The organism is Winogradskyella pulchriflava, from assembly GCF_042434315.1.
In the GTDB taxonomy this organism is placed as follows: Bacteria; Bacteroidota; Bacteroidia; order Flavobacteriales; family Flavobacteriaceae; genus Winogradskyella; species Winogradskyella pulchriflava.
In genome coordinates, this window is sequence record NZ_JBHLTQ010000001.1 from 1080345 (window position 1) to 1098601 (window position 18257).

The window sequence follows — 18257 nt, forward strand, 5'->3', positions numbered from 1 at the left end:
TAAAATGGATACAAGCAAATTAAAATTTTAGTTTGTTTCATTCTAATGAAATAAAAATTTTCAAAATAGATGAAAAAACCAATCATCATAATACTGCTACTCATTGGATTAGTAGGTCAAACCCAAAATAAAAAGTGGACTCTAAAAGAATGTGTTCAGTATGCTTTAGAAAATAATATTTCAGTAAAGCAAAGCGAACTAGACATTGAGATGGCTGAGGTTGAAAAACTTACGGCTAAGGGTAATTTTATTCCTAGTCTTAATGCAGGTGCTGGTGTTTCAGAGAATACAGGTCTAGGTTTTAACCCAATAACAAACAATGCACAAACAACCACTTTTCTTTCTGCTTCAGGAAGTATTAATGTAGGTTACACCCTTTTTGATGGGTTAAGAAACTTTAGGCAACTACAACGTGCAGATATATCTAAGTTATCTAGTCAGTATCGTTTGGATAAAATGAAAGATGATATTTCGCTTTTTGTTGCAAATGGTTATTTAACGGTAATTTTAAATAAGGCAAATTTAGAGGTCTTAAAATCCCAAAACGAAGTTACTAAAGAACAAATTCAAAGAACCCAAGAATTGGTAGATGCTGGTTCTCTGCCAAGAGGTGACTTGTTAGAAATTAGAGCTACTGACGCTAGCGAGCAACAACAGATTATTAACGCAGAAAATAATATTCAAATCTCATTAATTAGCCTTGCTCAATTATTATTAATCAAAGATTATGAAAATTTTGATATTGAAGATGAGGGTTATAATATCGTTGATGATGGTGTTTCGGGTAGGGATGTTTCAGAAATTATTGCAGCAGCAAAAGAAACCAGAAACGAAATTAAAATAGCGGAGCAAAATGTTGAGCTAGCCGAAATAGATTTAAAAATTGCCAAAGGTGCAAATTGGCCAACCTTAACAGCTTTTTTTGGGTACAATACACGTTATGCCAATACTACAAGCTTTACACAACAAATAGATCCAGATAATCCAACTATTACACAACAAATTGGTACAGTTGAAGGAACAGGACAAGCTGTAATTGGTACTTTTCCTAATACATTTCCTGTTGAAGTTGGTGCAGATCCCTTTGTAGATCAGTTATATCAAAATGATGGTATTGGCTATGGGCTGCAGTTAAACATTCCTATTTTAAATGGATTCAATACTAAAGGAAACATTCAGAGAAGTAAAATCAATCTTGAGAACTCTAAGTATCAGTTAGAGCAAGCAGAGCTCGATTTAGAATCTACAGTATATCAAGCCTATGTAGATGCAAAAGGTGCTTTAAAATCTTACGAAGCGGCAGAATTAGCCTTAGAGTCTCAAGAGTTAGCCTATGAATATGCAAAGGAGCGCTATAATGTTGGCTTAACTAATGCCTTTGATTTTAGCCAATCTAAATTAAGGTACGATAATGCAAGGATTGAATTAAATCGTGCTAAATACGATTACATTTTTAAACTAAAAGTTCTAGAATTATATTTTGGAATACCAGCAACTGAATTAAAGTTTTAATTATGAGCAAAACAGTAAAAATTATTATCGGAATTGTCATTCTTGTATTGGTCCTACTTGTAGTAGGATCTAAAATGGGTTGGTTCGGTAAAAAAGGAAATTTTAAAGAAGTAACCGTTAAGGAAGTTACGCTTACAGATATTGTAGAAACCGTTTCTGCTACAGGTAAGATTCAGCCAGAAGTTGAGGTTAAGATATCTTCGGAAGTTTCTGGTGAAATTTTAGAATTACCATTCAAAGAAGGTCAAGAAGTTAAAAAAGGAGACTTGCTTGTGAGGGTAAATCCAGATTTAATTCAATCTGCAGTGAGCAGATCTCAAGCATCCTACCAAAATGTGAGAGCTGGTTTAGAGCAAGCTGAAGCAAATTTAAAACAAGCCAAAGCCGATTACGATAGAAGTAAAACACTTTTTGAAAAAGGTGTTATTTCTAAGGCCGATTGGGATAGAGCTATCGCAACTTATGAAACTGCACAAGCAAATAGGAGCTCGGCATATTATAGTGTGCAAAGTGCAGCAGCTACAGTAAACGAAGCAAAAGATAATTTAACCAGAACTACAATATACGCACCAATGAGCGGAACAATATCTTTGCTTAATGTAGAACTTGGAGAACGTGTGGTTGGTACACAGCAAATGGCTGGTACAGAAATTCTTCGCGTTGCCAACCTTAAGAATATGGAGGTAGAGGTAGATGTTAACGAAAATGATATTGTTAAGGTTAGTATAGGTGACTCAACAATTGTTGAAGTAGATGCTTATTTAAAGAAAGAGTTTAAAGGTGTGGTTACTGAAATCGCCAATTCAGCAGCTGGTACATTAGCAGCAGATCAGGTGACCAATTTTAAAGTAAAGGTTAGAATTTTAGAAGAGTCATATAAAGATTTAACCGAAGGGAAACCCGAAACATATTCGCCGTTTAGACCTGGTATGACAGCTACAGTAGATATCATTACAAAGACACGTAATAATGTAATTGCTGTTCCAATCAGTGCTATAGTAATTAAGACAGACACAAGCTCTACTAAGAAACCTTTTGGTGAAAAAGCACAAATTAATGATGATACGTCTAAGGAAGAAGAAAAATTTGAATGTGTTTTTGTAAATGATAATGGTAAAGCTAAGCTAAGAGTGGTTGAAACAGGTATTCAAGATGACACCAATATTGAAGTTATTTCAGGATTAAGTAAAGGTGATAACATTATTACAGGTCCTTATAATATTGTTTCTAAAACCCTTAAGCCAGGAGATTTAATAGAAGAAAAAAATAAAAAAGCTGAATCTTCAGAAACGGAAGAAGAATAGAAAACATATTAGCCAATGGCATTAGTGCTTAATATAGAAACAGCAACAACTAATTGTTCAGTCTCTCTGTCTAAAGACGGAGAGACTTTAGTTTTAAAAGAAGATAATAGTTCTGGTTATTCTCACGCAGAAACGTTACATGTTTTTATAGATGAAGTTTTTAAGCTTTCAAAATTAAAACCTTCAGAAATTGACGCTGTTGCTATAAGTAAAGGGCCTGGTTCTTATACTGGCTTGCGCATAGGTGTGTCATCAGCCAAAGGATTGTGTTTTGCATTAAATAAATCTTTGATCGCTGTAGATACTATGAAAAGTTTAGCACATCAAGTAAAAACCGAAGAAGGCTTTATTGTATCTATGTTAGACGCTAGACGTATGGAAGTCTATTCAGCTATTTACGATTCTAAACTAGAATTGCACAGGGAAATTAAAGCCGAAATACTTTCAGAAGATAGTTTTGCAGAACTTTTAAATACTAGTAAAGTTTATTTTATAGGAAGTGGTGTGGATAAAACCAAAAAAATCATTCAACATCCTAATGCTGTTTTTATAGAAGGAAAATTACCATCTGCAAATGAAATGGGAGAATTAGCGGAGCTAAAGTATGAAAAAAGCGACACCGAAGATGTCGCTTATTTTGAGCCTTATTATTTAAAGGAGTTTATTGCTTTAAAAAAGAAGAACTAACCCTCTTTTTGTATTTCCACTTGGTGTGGATAAGGTATTTCAATTCCAGCAGCATCAAGAGCTTCCTTAACTTGCTCTGTAACTCCAAAATACACATCCCAATAATCTTCTACTTTACACCATGGTCTAACCACAAAGTTGATAGAACTATCTGCCAATTCCGAAACTGCAATTGTTGGTGCAGGGTCTTTTAAAACCTTAGCATTTGCATCAAGAACTTTGGCAAAAACATCTTTTGTTTGCTTTATGTCAGAATCATATCCTACTCCAAAGACTAAATCAACTCTTCGTGTGCCTTCTGTAGTGTAATTAATAATATTACCATTAGAAAGTGCGCCATTTGGTATTATAATTTCTTTATTAGACAATCCAGTAAGTTTGGTGGTAAAAATTTCTATTTCTTTTACGACACCTATTTCACCTTGTCCCTCAATTAAGTCACCAATTTTAAATGGTTTAAAAATCATAATCAAAACTCCACCAGCAAAATTACCTAGTGAGCCCTGTAGAGCCAATCCAATGGCTAAACCAGCAGCGGCTATTACAGCTGCAAAAGATGTAGTTTCTACACCAACGGTACCAAGGACAACAATAATTAAAATAATCTTGAAAATCCATGTAATTAGGTTTAATAAAAATTTCTTTAAGCTTTCATCATAATTGGCTTTGGTCATAGCTTTTCTAATGCCTTTAATGATCATTTTAATAATCCAGCTACCTATAATCCATATTAGAATAGCAGCTATCAATTTTGGACCAAATTCTACTATTAAGTTATAGCCTTCGTCAATCCATTTTTGTGTTTCCATATTGGTTTTTTTTATTTATTAATAAAAAACTCGGTTGTAATAACCGAGTGAGTTTATGATTTTATTTTACTTCAAATGTCAATTTTAGATTAACTCTAAATTCAGTAACATCATCCCCTTTTACTATTGCACTTTGATCTTGCACATATACAGAACGAATGTTTTTTACTGTTTTAGAGGCCTCTTTTACTGCTTTTTTAGTTGCGTCTTCCCAGCTTTTGTCTGAATTAGATAAAACTTCAATTACTTTTAATACTGCCATTATATTTTTTTTTTAAAAAGGTTTATATTCTTAAGAAACTTAAAATTACAAAAAGTCACTTATAATATTAACCATTTATAGCATTAACCGTAATGGCTTCGTCATTAAGCATTTCTTTTAGCATATTCTCAATACCACTCTTTAATGTAAATGTTGAGGAAGGACAACCGCTACACGCACCTTGTAATAAAACTTCTACCTTTTTTGTGTTTTCATCGTAAGACCTAAACTCTATGTTACCTCCATCACTTGCCACAGCAGGCTTAACATATTCTTCAAGAATGTTTACTATGTTTTTAGAGGTATCGTCTAAGGCTTCAAATTTCTTTTCAATAGCCTCTTCAGTCTTGTTCAATTTTTGAGGCGCATCATCATTTAATATGGTTTTACCCTCTTCAACATACGACTTTAAAAATTCTCGCAGTTGAAGCGTAATTTCTTCCCATTCAATAATATCAAATTTAGTTATGGAAATGAAGTTCTTTTCCATATACACATTTTTTACAAATGGAAATTGAAACAACTCAGTAGCAAGAGGAGAAGGCTTGGCTTCTTCTATTGATGTAAATTCATATAGATTAGGAACCAAAACTTTATTGCAAACAAATTTTAAAACACTTGGGTTAGGAGTGCTTTCTGCATAAACAGTTACGGCAGCCTTTGGTTTTATAGCCTCTTCAGTTACTACAATACCATCATTAGATAGATAGCTTTCTATTTGTTCTGCAACTTCATCTTGCACATCTTTCCACTCAACAATATTATAGCGTTCTATAGCTACAAAGTTAGAAGCGATATAAACTTTCTTTACAAAAGGCAAATAAAACAGTTGCTGCGCTAAAGGAGAATGTTTGGCATCATCTATATTATTGAATTCAAAACTATTATGATCGGTTAAAAATCGGTCAGCTTCAAACTTTAAAATAGTTTCGTTTGAAGTTGGTACTATGGAAATTTTGGTCTTCGACATCTTTTTTTTGCAAAAATAGGAAATATCAATTTGAAACGTTAATCCTAAGAATGTGTTTTGCAACTAAAATCTTGAGACATTTCATATAATTTGATTAAATTTCGTCCTCATTTATAAAAGCTATATGTAGTATAAGTAAAATTTTACTGCTTTTCTATAGCTTAAATGAACCTAACTAACTATAAAAGAGCGACAAAGCCAACATTGCATTGCGAGTATAGCAAGGCTATTTGCTTTTTGAAAAAAGTTAACTGATGAAAAAGATACTCTACGTTTTTGCTTTAATTGTATCATCAATTGGATTTTCTCAAGATGTTTCAATGCAAAACGGAACATTTAACAGATGCGCACCTGACAGATTTTTTGATTCTGGAGGTGAATTCGGTAATTATGGTAATGACGAAAATTTTGTAACCACAATTTGTCCACAAAATACCAATGAATTTGTTATTCTAGACTTCACAACCTTTATTACACAACTCAATGTAGATGTTATGACTATTTATGATGGTGATGATACTAGCGCTGCAATTTTAGGAACTTGGTCAGGGCCTAACTCTCCAGGAACTGTATCTGCAAGTAGTGCCTCTGGTTGCTTAACTATTGAGTTTGTGTCTAATGATTCTGCTAGTGGAGCAGGTTGGGAAGCAGATATTCTGTGTGCAACACCTTGCCAAGATATAGTAGCTTCTATTGATACTACTGTACCAGCGCCTAATGGATCAGGTGTAATTGGAATTTTGCCTGGAGAAACAGTGGATTTTTCTGGAAGTGCAACATTTTCTGTTGATGGCTCTAATGCTACATATGGTTGGTTTTTTGGGGATGGTAATATTGGCTCAGGAGCTAATGTTTCTAATACTTTTGCCAATCCAGGAACTTATACAGTAGTGTTAACTGTTACCGACGATAACCCTCAAGGCTGTTCGGATTCAACTACAATAACTGTATTTGTACTAGGACCCAATGTTGTAGTGGATCAAAATTCTTTTACTCCAGAGCAGTTAATTGAAGATGTACTTGTTAATAGTCCATGCGCAACGGTATCTAATATAATATCTTCTACAGGTGTTAATTTTAACCCATCAGAGCCTAATGGAATTGGCTATTTTTTTAGTAATGGAGTGGATTTTCCGTTTGAAGATGGGATATTATTAACAAGTGGTGATGCCAGTGAAGCGGGAGGGCCTAACAATAATCTTTTAGGAGAAGGCACTGATCTTTGGCCTGGCGATGCAGATTTAAACTCACAATTATTGGTAGATTCTCATAACGCTACTTTTATTCAATTTGATTTTACACCACTAGCCGATACTATAAGTTTTGATTTCCTTATGGCATCAGAAGAATATGATATGGGTAGTTTTGAGTGTAACTATTCAGATGCTTTTGCGTTTTTGTTAACGGACTCTAATGGTGTTACAACAAATTTGGCAGTTTTGCCTGGAACAACAACACCTATTCTTGTTACAAATATTCACCCAGATAATGGTGCTACCTGTGGTGGAGCAAATGAACAATATTTTGGAGCATATACACCAAACAATGCACCTCCAATTGCTTTTGATGGTAGAACAGCAGTATTTACTGCACAATCTGCTGTTGTCCCTGGAGAGAATTATACTATTAAACTAGTTGTTGCTGATGACAGGGATAATATCTATGATACTGGAGTATTTCTTAGAGCAGGAAGTTTTGATTTAGGTGGAGATTTAGGTGAAGATATTACGATTGCAGCTGGTACAGCAGAGTGTGGTGGAACAGCTATCACTTTAGATACTGGAGTTACTACTGCACAACATACATGGTATTTTGAAGGAAACGTAATTACTGGTGAAACAGGTTCTACTATTTTAGCAAGTGAAACGGGAACTTATTCTGTAGATATTTTCTTTACAGGTGTTTGTCAAGCTAATGACTCTATTTTTGTGGAATTTAAACCAAGCCCAACCGCAAACCCTGCTCAAAACCTAGTTGTTTGTGATGTGGATGGTACGGCTGAGTTCAATTTATCAGATAATGATGATGATATTCTAGGAGTCCAAAACGCAGCCGATTTTATCATCACTTATCACCTTACCGAACAAGATGCTATTGACAATGTAGGTGTATTACCAACTAACTATACAAATATATCTGATCCTCAAACGATTTGGGCACGTATTGCAGACAACTCGCAAGAATGTTTTGCCACAACATCTTTTCAGTTGGGATTCTCTGATATTACAATTGATAATGCAATTACACCAATAATCTTGTGTGATGATAACATAGCTGATGGATTTACATCGTTTAATCTTACCGATAGAAATGCTGAAGTTATAGGTAGTAATGATGCATCAACCGTAGTAGTGTCTTATCATTTAACTCAGGCAGACGCAGATAATAATATGTCTCCATTACCTGAGCCATACACTAATTCTACTGCATATAATCAAACTATTTTTGTTCGTCTAGAAACTGTTTCTAATTCAGATTGTTATGCTACTACGACTTTAGACCTTCAGGTAATAACAACACCACAAGCAAATTCTCTAACTCCATTAGAAGCTTGTGATGATAATAATGATGGATTTACCGAGTTTGATTTGAGTCTGAAAGATGCCGAAGTATTAGGTGCTCAGACTGGACTTACGGTTACATACCATTTATCAGAGAATGATGCTATCATGGATATAGGTGTTTTACCAACATCATACACAAATACTTCTTCTGGAGCACAATTAATTCATGTACGTATTGATAGTGATTCTGGAGGCTGTTATGATACAACAAGTTTGCAATTAATAGCAAATCCAGTCCCAACAACTGTAGCAGTCACACCTTATGAATTATGTGATTATGATAATTCTGGTGACGAACAAGAGCTATTTGATTTAACTACAAAAGACTTAGAAATACTTAATGGTCAAGTGAATGTTTCGGTTGCTTATTATGCCAATCAAACGGATGCAACAACAGGAATGAATGAAATTACTGGATTATATGCAAACATCAGTAATCCTGAAACAATAGTGGCAGTTCTAACAAATACAAATACTGGTTGCCAATCAAGTGTCACTTTTGAACTAGTAGTTCATCCACTCCCATCTCTAATCCCACCAACAGCATTAGAAGTCTGCGACGACGGCACACCAGACGGTTTAACGGAGATCGACTTGAGCCTAAAGAACATAGAGATCACGGGCAACAATCCGGGATATACAGTGAGTTACTATCTGACTCAGGCAGATGCCGATAACGCAGCCAATCCTTTGGCAATCCCATACACGAATATCAGCAACCCTCAGATCATCTTTGTACGTGTCGAGGACAACACAACGGGCTGTTACGATACAACAACCCTAGAATTGGGAGTAGAGCAAGCACCGGTGGCCAATACACCAGAGCCGTTACGCTACTGTGATCCAGACAATGATGGATTTGGGATGTTTACCCTTACCGATGCCGAGAACGATATCACCATAGGAGCAGCAGGGCTTACGGTGACCTACCACGAGACGATGGCCAATGCCGAGAACAATGTGGACGCGATAGACACAACAGTAGATTACAACAATATCGTAATTAACACACAGACATTATACGCTAGAGTAGAGAGCGAGACCATAGCCACGGACTGTGCCACTATAGTAGAACTGGTACTGATCGTAGAGCCAAGCCCACAGATAGTAGCGCCAAGTCCATTGCACGCTTGTGACGATGCTTCAGCGGACGGTTATGCGATGTTCGACCTTACCACCAAGGCACCAGAAGTTTTGAACGGGTTAGACCCAATGCAGTACACGGTAAGCTATTACGAGACCGAAGCCGATGCCAATGCACCAATGAACCCTATCGCCAATCCCAATGCCTATACCAATACGCAAGAGGACGGCCAGTTCATCTGGATACGCGTGGAGGATGGCAATACGGTAGAAGGCTGTTATAAAGTAACGAGCTTAGAACTTATCGTCAACCCATTACCAGTACTATTACAACCATCACCATTAGAACTTTGTGATGTGGACAATCCAGGAGACGAGCAAGAGCCTTTCACTTTGGAAGATGCCAATGCAGAAATACTAAACGGACAGACAGGCATCACCCTAACGTATTACGAGACACAGCAAGATGCCGATAATGGGACGAGCCCAATAGCAAGCCCATATATCAATACGAGCAATGCACAAACGATCTATATACGAGGAGAGAACGATAACACGGGCTGTTACAGTACGGTAACGCTGACCTTGAGGGTCAACCCGTTACCATCACCAGAACAAGATCCAGAACCGATAGAAGTCTGTGATGACGACAACGACGGTTTTGCAGAGTTTGACCTTACGATTCGTACAGTGGCCATTACCAATGGTGAATCCGATGTGGTGATCAGTTACCACGAGACCCAGGAAGATGCAGAAATGGGGGACAACCCATTATCAAGCCCTTACACCAACATCGTGGCCAATAGCCAGATGATCTATGTAAGATCGGAGAGCACGTTAACAGGCTGTTACAGATTGACCTTAAACACATTAGAACTCGTCGTGGTAGCATCGCCAGAAGTACCAACGAGCTTAGACCCACTGATCATCTGTGATGCCGATGCCGATGGTATTGCCCAGTTCGACCTTACAGAGCGCGACGCCGATATCCTTGGTATCCAAAACCCAGCTGATGTGACGTTGACCTACCATGTAAACGCATCAGACGCACAATCAGGGAATAACCCAATAATCAATGTAGGGAACTACACCAATACGGGCAACCCACAGACAATCTATGTACGCTTGTACAACCCAACATCGGATTGTTACGATACAGGCGAATTTGAGCTTCAGGTAGAGCTGCCACCAACAGCGGTACAGCCAACACCATTAGAGCTATGTGATGATTTAGGGGAATCGCCAGGGAACGAGATGACCGAGTTTGACCTTACTGTAAAAGACCAAGAGATTACGGGAGGCAATGCCAGCTGGTCCGTAGCCTATTACGAAACAAATGCCGATGCACAAGCACAGACAGGTGCCATACCAGACCCGACAGCATATACCAATACCTCTGTAGGAGGCTTACCAGCCAACCCACAGACCCTATATGTTGTGGTAACGGATACCGATACAGGCTGTGTGGACTACACGACCTTGACCATTAGAGTATTACCAAACCCAACCCCAACACCAAGTGATCAGTTGCCGGATTTAGAACTATGTGATGAGATCAATACAGGAGATGGTTTTGAAATCTTCGATTTAACAGAAAACGAAGTGCTATTGCTCAATGGTGAGAACGGAGTTACGGCAACCTACCATGAGACACCAGAAGATTCAGACTCAGGGATGAACGCAATCGTAGACCCAACCCAATATACCAACATAGAGACACCAGAGCAGACGATTTATGTCAGGGTGACCAACGATGTAACGGGCTGTTACACCTTGGTAGACTTTACTATACGTGTCAACCCATTGCCAGAAGTCGTGGCGGTAACGGACTTTATCCAGTGCGAACTCAATACCGATGGATTTGACAGTTTTGACCTAACGACTAAAGACGAGGAAGTCTTGAACGGACAGGACCCAACCCAGTTCATAGTGACCTACCATGAAAACCTTGCAGACGCAGAGTCAGGGATGAATGCCTTGGTAAGCCCATACATCAACACAACGAACCCACAGCAGATATTCGTAACGATTACCAATAACGTCACGGGCTGTTCCATCAGCACACAAAGCTTCAATATCCAAGTGGATGAAGCCGCAGAGGCCAATCCGGACATGGACCCTATCCTTTACGAAGAATGTGATGACCATATGGAAACGGACGGAGACCCGAGCAACGACAGTGTACAGTTTGATCTATCAACACAAGATGCCCAAGTACTCGACGGCCAGAATCCAACGGACTATATCGTGAGCTACTATGCAACGGAAGAAGATGCCAACTTAAATGTCAATCCGCTACCAAATTTATATGAGAATGTCGTCAACCCACAAGTCATCTATGCAAGAGTGGACAATAACACCTTAACGGTAATCCCAGTCGCTCTAGACTTAGCAGCCTTGACAGCAGGATTGGATTTGGATGCCAATGGCACCATTGATACCTATGACACCGATGCAGACGGTATTTTTGACCTTATCGATGTGGATGGAGATGGCTTATCGGATGGTATAGATGCCAATGCAGACGGTCTGTTTGAGTATGTAGACATCGATGGAGACGGTAATGGAGACCCAGTGGATTTGAACAACGACGGTACGTTTGATAACCAAGCGGACAGTTCGATCTGTTTTGCAGTGGCAGAATTGACCCTTCAGGTAAATCCATTACCAAACTTTGATTTAGCTGACAGTTATATACTGTGTGTCAATACCAACGGAACAGAGATACTGGATCCATTGGTACTGGATACTGAATTATCAGAGACGGACTATACCTTTGAATGGTCATTGGATGGTAACGTACTTGTAGGAGAGACAGGGTCAAGTTTAAACCCCTTACAAGGAGGAACCTATAGTGTTATAGTAACTGATATCAGTACATCAACAGTGACGCAGTGTGTTAATATGGACAGCACTGTAGTGATAGAAAGTGAGCCACCGACATTGGTAGCTGATGTGGTCACACAAGCTTTTGCAAATAATCACGTTATAGAAGCAGTGGCAAGTGGACCAGGAGTGTATGAGTACAGTCTGGATGGAGGTCCATGGCAGGACAGTGGTACGTTTACCAATGTTTCGTCAGGAGAGCATGAGGTTGTGGCCAGGGACAAGAACGGTTGTGGTATAGCAGTGGAGACGGTGTTCGTTCTGGATTACCCACTGTACTTTACACCAAATGGAGATGGCAACCATGACACATGGAACATAGAAGGCATTGGAAGCAGTGCAAAAATTTATATATTTGACCGCTATGGGAAACTGTTGAAGCAATTGAGCCCGACAGGCCCAGGATGGGACGGAACATTCAATGGGAACAGGATGCCGAGCAATGGCTACTGGTTTACCGTAGAGTACGACGAACCACTAACGGGAAAGCGAAAAGAGTTTAAAGCCCATTTTACCTTGAAACGATAAAGTTTATTATGAAATTAAAAAAGTTTTGTTTAGTAGCATTTACAGCCTTAGTAGCAAATTTTGGTTTTGCACAAGAGGGTGTACCAATTTATTCGGATTATTTAACGGATAATTATTATTTAATACATCCATCAATGGCAGGTGTCGCTAATTGTGCCAAGGTCAGGTTGACTGCCAGACAACAATGGTTTGGAGTTGATGATGCACCAAGTTTGCAAACCTTGAGTGTTAATGGGAGATTAGGAGATTCGCCCGTAGCACTGGGTGGAATTCTATTTAATGATTCTAATGGATATCATTCTACTGTTGGTGGCTATGCGACTTTTGCATATCATTTAATGTTTTCCAGGAATGAAATTGATTTGAATATGCTCTCATTTGGTTTAAGTGCTGGGTTTTTACAGTATAAGCTAGATGAAAGCGATTTTTTAGCACCTGGGGAGTTTGATCAACTTATTGCTGGTATAGAGCAAAGTGCAACTAATTTTAATATAGATTTTGGATTTTCATACCATTTTGTGGATTTCTATGCACATTTTACTGCTAAGAATATATTGAAGAATGAAGGTATAAACTTTAATGATCAAGGTTTTGAATTTGATAATCTTAGGACTTATTTAGCGTCTATGGGTTATACATTCAGTAAATATGGAAGTGATTGGAGTTATGAACCTTCAATTATGTATATGTATAGAGACGCAACAGAAGAATCGTCAATTGATATTAATGCTAAAGTATATCGCGAGATGGATTTTGGTAAAATTTGGGGAGGCTTGTCTTATAGACGAAGCTTAGATGGTGCAGAATTTGTTGATGGCTCTGGAACAAGTAGCCAAAAATTACAATACATAACACCGTTTCTTGGTGTAGATTATAACAACTTTGTTTTTGCTTATACATACTCTTATCAAGCAAACACTGTTAATTTTAATACTGGTGGCTTTCATCAAATAACTCTAGGCTATAATTTTAATTGTAGAAGAGAGAAATATGAATGTAATTGCCCAGCGATAAACTAAAAAAAAAGGCTCGATTTTAATCGAGCCTTTTATTATTACTCCCAATTATAGTTTTTCTTTTTAGCTTGTGTTTTTATAGCACTTATCATTGCGTTTTCTAAACCGTTGGCTTCGTCTGTTGATTTTTTTGAAATATAATCACGCCTTTTAATATTTAACTGAGCAATGCTCTGTTGAAGTTTTTCGCGTTCGTTTCGTTTTGTCTTCACATAGGATTTAATTTCATCTTTAGATTTACCTTTTAATTCCTCAGGTAATTGGTCTTGCGTTAAATCATCATAAGAAAAGTCTTTTTCTTTTTCTGCATCTACCAAATCCCAAGAACTGTTTTTGTACAATCTAGAACTTTTACTTACCGTTCTACTTACTGCATTTGCTTTGTTATATCCTCTTGCATTAGAATCTTGTTCAGCTTGAAGTTCCATTTTTGCTCTACCAGATTCTCCGTACGCTATATATGTTTTGTTAAGCTTTTCGTTTAATTCTAAAATTTTATCATCATAAGGTGACGCAATATGAACCGATGCTTTATTGTGGTTAATAGCCATATAATTGCCATGAGTTAAATCCGCTCCATCTTTCCAATAGGCAGAAATACCTTGGTCGTAATCACCACAAAAAATAGTGTTAACGGTGACATCGTTTTTATGCGCTAATTTTGAAGCTTCTTTGTAGCTCACTTGTCCTTGGGTATAAGGCTCATTTCCTGCAATAAAAATAAGTTTTAAGTCATCTTCATTATCTCCCCAATTTAATTGGTTTAATGCTGTTGAAATTACTTTACCACAATATTCATTGCCACCATTGGTTGTAAGTGAGAATAAGGATTTAGAAATTTCATCCAAATCATCACTAAAGGCAATGACTTGCCTTAGGTAACCTTCATCAGCATTGAGATTGTCATTCCCATATTCATAAAGTGCAATTTTAAGATTAGGGTTTTTTTCTTCGTATTTAGCATAGGACAATTCATTTACTATTTGCCAAAGTTGTGCTTTAGCTTGGTCAATTAGTCCATCCATACTATTGCTAGTATCTAATAGAAGTGCCACTTTAATTTCAGGATTGTCTGATTTTACATTTGTTTCAAGTTTTGTTTCTACGATAGCCAAATCTTGAGTGTTTCGTTTTGAATTAGCATTACAAGCCGTAACTGTTGTTAGGCTTAAAGCAATGGCTAATGTTTTAATTAAATTTTTCATATTTCTTTTATTTTGTTTTTAATTCTTTTACATCAATTGTCCCATTTGGTGAAATCACATAGTATTTATGCTCAATCTCTGCTTTTGTAATTGGTTTTTCAATTTGTTCTTTTGGCTTAGGTGTATACATTAGTTTTATATTCATTCCAATTTGTACAACAGGTTCTAAAATTGAAGGATTTATTACAACATCGTAACTTTCATAGGTTAATGGCTGATAGTAATAGGATGTCTGCTTTTTTGCTGTAGTAATAGCTTTCCCTTTTTTTAATGCATCAAAAGACACACTGTTATAAGCTTGATAACTTTGATAGAAGTCTTTTGGGAAATAGCAATACTTATCATCGGCAATGGCAATGTTGTATTGCGATAAATCAAAACCTAACTTAGTATAGTATGCTTTTTTATCTTCAATAAGTTTCAGTAATTGATCCTGGATATTTTTATAGACTTCTTGAATGTTTTCAATAAAATAATCAACCTTAACCAGGTTATAGACTTCACTTTTTGCACATGCTTCAAGAATGCTTTCAAACTGATTTGTCTTAGTAAATTGAATGTGAATATTTTGTTGTAATTCAAAACCTTGAGGAACTTCAGTATAGGTTTTACTGAATAATTTTTTGGTGACTTCAATTTCATAAACAGGCACAAAGGATATCACATCTATAGCGATGTTTTTTTGAGTAATGCCTTTAGAATTTAAGCGCATTTTAATGCTATCTATACGTTGCTTCATTAAAGCGTTGGTGATTTCTGCTGTAGGTCCTATTTGAGATAAATTAAATACAGCCGTATAAGTGGTTGCGCTGACATTTTGAAGCGCTTTTACATCAATAGTCAACACATTGCTTGGGTGTAAAATCTTGTTGATTTGCTGTTGAACTGCAGGATTGTAAATAGTTGCATTACCAGCTGATAAGATGTTTTGTCTGGAAATATCTGGTGTAATTTGATTGTAGTTTCCTTTGTGTTGCGCGATAAGTATAGAGCTGAACATCAGCGTTAGCAACAACATAAAATTGGGTGTTTTCATATTTTATTTACGTTTTTTGATTTATTGCGTAAAGCTCTGTCTAAAAAAGATCAATAAAAATGAAGGATGAGTAAAGCGTGGGTTTCGATGAGCGAAATGGCAAAGGTTTTTAGTAAACAAGGTGATTTAACAGTTGAAAAGTGTTCAAATTTCTTTAAGCCATTTTTTGAAACCAAATAAAGTATGTAAGTTTAGTCCAATTAATTAAATGAATTGGTGAAAGCACACAAAACATATTGTCTTACTCTGTTTTTTTTGATGCTCGGTATTTTTGTTTTTGGACAGCATATAGAAAGAGAAAAACCGTCTAAAGATGAAATATTCAATATAAGAGGTTCTGTATATGATAAGGCCTCTCGTACTCCATATAAAGATGTTGAAATCTTAATTAACGGAGGTAGATATACACGAACAAGTTTTGATGGAACATTTACCGTAAATGCAAAAATTGGTGATGAGCTTATCATCAGCCATAAGGACTTTGAAACTATATATTATACTGTAAAATCTAATGAGCGCATAACAATTGAAGTTATAGATAGCATAAGGTCTAGCAGATCGGCTAAAGTAAATGCCGATTTAAAACGTTTCAATATGATGATAGATTCTGCCGATGCTTATCTTAAAAAAGATGCAGAAAAAAGTATAAAATTTATTGGAGATGCGCTAAATGTAGAGATATCTCCAAATCAAAGTGCAGAAGCCCATGAGTTACTGGGTGACATATACATCCACTGGAAACAATACGATTTAGCCATATCTGCGTATAAAATTAGCATCCAAAATGCCGAAACCTCTTCAGCTAAGTTAAAATTAGCAAAGGCTTATTTGAATAATGGCGATTTTCAGCAAAGTATATCTACTTATGAAAGTCTAGATGAGAAGGATTTGTCTAATTATGAAAAAACCATCTTATATGAAGGTATTGGAGATGTCAACTTAAAAATAAAAAATATACCAAAGGCAATTAAGTCTTATGAAGAAGGTTTAGAAATTGCCAAAAGGCATTTAATTTCACCAAAAATCACGGACTTAAATTCAAAAATTGCTCAAGCTTATAATGAACAAGGTGAAGTAACAAAAGCGAAGAATTACTATAGCAATTCCCTTAATTTGGCAGCCAAAGAAAACAAAAAACGTGCTGTAGAAGAAAAGGTAAAAGTAGCTGAATTTAATAGCGATAATAAAGATTATGAAAGTGAAATTGAATTAAGAAAGGAAATTATAGATGATATTAAAGATATTGAAAGAGATTCTGTTATTTCAAATGAGAGCCCTTGGACATCTCAAAAACAAAACTATAAAATAGGTAATGCACTTCTTTTACAAAATAAAAATGATGATGCCATAACTTACTTGGAAAAGAGTAGAAAAGAAGCAAAGGACAAGGGAGATCTTGATGTAGAAATAGATACCAATCGTAAACTTGCTGAAGCACATTCTAGAATAGGCAACACGGAAAAAGTTAAGGAATACAGTAATGAGTTTAGGAATGCGGTAGATGAGTTATATGCAAAGCGGATTCAGGAAATTTCGCAAGCAGCTCGCTTTAGTAGAAATATTGCGGAGCAACAAAACAGAATAACATCATTAGAAAGTGATAGAGCACTCTCTAGGAGTAAATACGAACTTACACAAGAACGAAATAAAAGCCAACAAGTTATAATCTATTCCCTTACAGGTGGTTTAATTTTGCTATTAATTACAGGATATTTAATGTTTAAATATATTAAGCAACAACGTTTGGCAAATAATTTATTGGCATTAAAATCTTTAAGGAGTCAAATGAATCCACATTTTATATTTAATGCGTTGAACTCTGTAAATAGTTTTATAGTTACAAATGACGAGCGTACAGCAAATAAATACCTTTCAGATTTTTCTCAATTAATGCGCTCGGTATTAGAAAACAGTGAAGAAGATTTCATCCCTTTAAAAAAGGAAATTGAGCTACTGGATTTATACACCAAACTAGAACATTTTAGGTTTCAGGATAAGTTTGATTATTCCATAGATGTTGATAAAACTATTAATGTTGAAGAGTTTCAGATTCCACCAATGTTATTACAGCCTTATATTGAAAATGCTGTTTGGCATGGCTTACGATATAAAACTGAAAAAGGCCATTTAAATATAGCTGTGCAGTCAAAATCTAAAGACGAGATTACCATTACTATAACCGATAATGGTATTGGTAGAGAACGTTCAAAAGCTTTGAAAACTGCAAATCAAAAAAAGCAGAATTCTAAAGGCATGAATAACATAAAAAAACGTGTTGCTATTTTAAACGAAATGTATAAGGATAAAGTAGATGTGTCTATAGAAGATTTACAAGATATAAAAGACACAGGAACAAAAGTTATAGTGACTTTAAAAAAGGATTAATAAAATAAGA

At 36.3% G+C, this 18257-nt stretch carries 11 protein-coding genes; 6 read left to right on the forward strand and 5 right to left on the reverse strand.

The genetic code is table 11. From position 1 onward, the window contains the following. Positions 1-69: 69 nt before the first annotated feature. Genes ACFFGA_RS04685 through tsaB form a run of 3 tightly spaced genes read left to right on the forward strand, consistent with a single transcriptional unit; the run spans position 70 to position 3503 of the window. Positions 70-1512, forward strand: a complete 1443-nt coding sequence (locus ACFFGA_RS04685; RefSeq protein WP_386060358.1) for a TolC family protein — start codon at positions 70-72, stop codon at positions 1510-1512. Positions 1513-1514: 2 nt separating this feature from the next. Next, complete coding sequence (locus ACFFGA_RS04690) at positions 1515-2816, forward strand: efflux RND transporter periplasmic adaptor subunit (protein ID WP_386060361.1); 1302 nt, start codon at positions 1515-1517, stop codon at positions 2814-2816. Between the two features lie 15 nt (positions 2817-2831). Continuing rightward, entirely contained in the window at positions 2832-3503 is a 672-nt protein-coding gene (tsaB, locus tag ACFFGA_RS04695) for a tRNA (adenosine(37)-N6)-threonylcarbamoyltransferase complex dimerization subunit type 1 TsaB (protein ID WP_386060364.1), read from the forward strand. Here the strand turns inward: tsaB and ACFFGA_RS04700 are convergent. From ACFFGA_RS04700 to ACFFGA_RS04710, 3 genes are all read right to left on the reverse strand, one after another. Then, a complete protein-coding gene (locus ACFFGA_RS04700; RefSeq protein ID WP_386060366.1) occupies positions 3500-4312 on the reverse strand; it encodes a mechanosensitive ion channel family protein in 813 nt (270 codons plus the stop codon). The two genes, tsaB and ACFFGA_RS04700, sit on opposite strands and share 4 nt — an antisense overlap. Before the next feature lie 61 nt (positions 4313-4373). Beyond that, the gene (locus ACFFGA_RS04705) at positions 4374-4574 is read right to left on the reverse strand and encodes a dodecin family protein (protein ID WP_138432236.1); all 201 of its coding nucleotides are present in this window, start codon (positions 4572-4574) and stop codon (positions 4374-4376) included. A 67-nt stretch (positions 4575-4641) separates the two neighbouring features. Continuing rightward, complete coding sequence (locus ACFFGA_RS04710; RefSeq protein ID WP_386060369.1) at positions 4642-5544, reverse strand: NifU family protein; 903 nt, start codon at positions 5542-5544, stop codon at positions 4642-4644. Positions 5545-5798: 254 nt separating this feature from the next. On the opposite strand from ACFFGA_RS04710, the gene ACFFGA_RS04715 reads away from it, so the two are divergent. Beyond that, the gene (locus ACFFGA_RS04715; RefSeq protein WP_386060372.1) at positions 5799-12605 is read left to right on the forward strand and encodes an FIDD domain-containing protein; all 6807 of its coding nucleotides are present in this window, start codon (positions 5799-5801) and stop codon (positions 12603-12605) included. A gap of 8 nt (positions 12606-12613) precedes the next feature. Beyond that, positions 12614-13624, forward strand: coding sequence for a PorP/SprF family type IX secretion system membrane protein (locus ACFFGA_RS04720; RefSeq protein ID WP_386060375.1), 1011 nt, complete (start codon positions 12614-12616; stop codon positions 13622-13624). Between the two features lie 35 nt (positions 13625-13659). Here the strand turns inward: ACFFGA_RS04720 and ACFFGA_RS04725 are convergent, their stop codons facing one another. After that, positions 13660-14826 (reverse strand): vWA domain-containing protein, encoded by a 1167-nt coding sequence (locus ACFFGA_RS04725; RefSeq protein ID WP_386060378.1) that lies wholly within the window; start codon positions 14824-14826, stop codon positions 13660-13662. Between the two features lie 7 nt (positions 14827-14833). Further along, positions 14834-15862: an SIMPL domain-containing protein gene (locus tag ACFFGA_RS04730; protein ID WP_386060380.1), complete on the reverse strand. Its 1029-nt coding sequence runs from the start codon at positions 15860-15862 to the stop codon at positions 14834-14836. 258 nt (positions 15863-16120) lie between these two features. On the opposite strand from ACFFGA_RS04730, the gene ACFFGA_RS04735 reads away from it, so the two are divergent. Next, entirely contained in the window at positions 16121-18247 is a 2127-nt protein-coding gene (locus ACFFGA_RS04735) for a tetratricopeptide repeat-containing sensor histidine kinase (RefSeq protein ID WP_386060383.1), read from the forward strand. The last annotated feature ends 10 nt before the right edge of the window (positions 18248-18257 follow it).

Excerpts from the sequence above, each read along its gene's own strand:
- ACFFGA_RS04690 (WP_386060361.1), top strand. The coding sequence starts at position 1,515 with ATGAGCAAAACAGTAAAAATTATTATCGGAATTGTCATTCTTGTATTG.
- ACFFGA_RS04720 (WP_386060375.1), top strand. The coding sequence starts at position 12,614 with ATGAAATTAAAAAAGTTTTGTTTAGTAGCATTTACAGCCTTAGTAGCA.
- ACFFGA_RS04700 (WP_386060366.1), bottom strand. The coding sequence starts at position 4,312 with ATGGAAACACAAAAATGGATTGACGAAGGCTATAACTTAATAGTAGAA.
- ACFFGA_RS04735 (WP_386060383.1), top strand. The coding sequence starts at position 16,121 with ATGCTCGGTATTTTTGTTTTTGGACAGCATATAGAAAGAGAAAAACCG.
- ACFFGA_RS04715 (WP_386060372.1), top strand. The coding sequence starts at position 5,799 with ATGAAAAAGATACTCTACGTTTTTGCTTTAATTGTATCATCAATTGGA.
- tsaB (WP_386060364.1), top strand. The coding sequence starts at position 2,832 with ATGGCATTAGTGCTTAATATAGAAACAGCAACAACTAATTGTTCAGTC.
- ACFFGA_RS04710 (WP_386060369.1), bottom strand. The coding sequence starts at position 5,544 with ATGTCGAAGACCAAAATTTCCATAGTACCAACTTCAAACGAAACTATT.
- ACFFGA_RS04705 (WP_138432236.1), bottom strand. The coding sequence starts at position 4,574 with ATGGCAGTATTAAAAGTAATTGAAGTTTTATCTAATTCAGACAAAAGC.
- ACFFGA_RS04685 (WP_386060358.1), top strand. The coding sequence starts at position 70 with ATGAAAAAACCAATCATCATAATACTGCTACTCATTGGATTAGTAGGT.
- ACFFGA_RS04725 (WP_386060378.1), bottom strand. The coding sequence starts at position 14,826 with ATGAAAAATTTAATTAAAACATTAGCCATTGCTTTAAGCCTAACAACA.
- ACFFGA_RS04730 (WP_386060380.1), bottom strand. The coding sequence starts at position 15,862 with ATGAAAACACCCAATTTTATGTTGTTGCTAACGCTGATGTTCAGCTCT.